General features: G+C 45.1%; 1 protein-coding gene and 1 pseudogene. Both read right to left on the minus strand.

Annotated features, from left to right (window positions below; all coding sequences use genetic code 11):
* Positions 1-199 (minus strand): SAM-dependent methyltransferase (locus A3735_RS27745; RefSeq protein ID WP_231882677.1); only part of this gene is annotated, 199 nt, incomplete at its 3' end.
* Positions 200-290: 91 nt separating this feature from the next.
* Positions 291-770 (minus strand): annotated as a pseudogene (locus tag A3735_RS27750) (acetyl-CoA C-acetyltransferase); the annotation flags it as partial.

Below are 770 nucleotides of genomic sequence, written 5' to 3' on the forward strand. Positions count from 1 at the left end.
CCGGAAAGAGCTCAACTAACTTCAGGTTCAAGGCTTCAATGAGCTCTGGAACAATATCAACAAAGTGAATTGTGGGTGCGGCTTGCCGATCAAGCAGGTTGATTCCCAATAAACCGTGGTCGCAGCAGCAATCCCAGATGTGCTCGTAGTTATTTAGGCACATCTCATTGAGTTTTTTTAGGCGTTTACCGAGCTTCAAAGTTTTGATTCCATTAATAATAAAAAGGGCCGCATATTTGCGACCCTTTTTTAGTACTGCTGTAGCGCTGTTCTTAGTATGAACGCTGAGCTTAGATCAACTCAATCGCCATAGCGGTTGCTTCACCACCACCAATACATAGTGCAGCAACACCTTTAGACTTGTCTTTCACTTTCAATGCGTTGATCAAGGTAACCAACAAACGTGAACCTGTTGAACCAACAGGGTGGCCTTGTGCACATGCACCACCGAAGATGTTCACCGTTTCTGGGTCAAGACCTAGGTCAATGATAGGCATCATTGCAACCATTGCGAAGGCTTCGTTGATTTCATACAAATCAACATCTTCTTTAGTCCAGCCTGTCTTAGCAAACAAGTTTTCAATTGCGCCAACAGGAGCGATTGTAAATTCACTTGGGTGTTGGGATTGCGTAGCATGACCAACGATACGAGCAACAGGCTTAAGGCCACGTGCTTCAGCTTCGCTTTCACGCATTAGAACAAGTGCTGATGCGCCATCTGAGATTGATGAAGCATTCGCTGCAGTGATGGTACCATCTTTAGCAAAAGC

The sequence above is a fragment of the Oleiphilus sp. HI0061 genome (assembly GCF_001635675.1).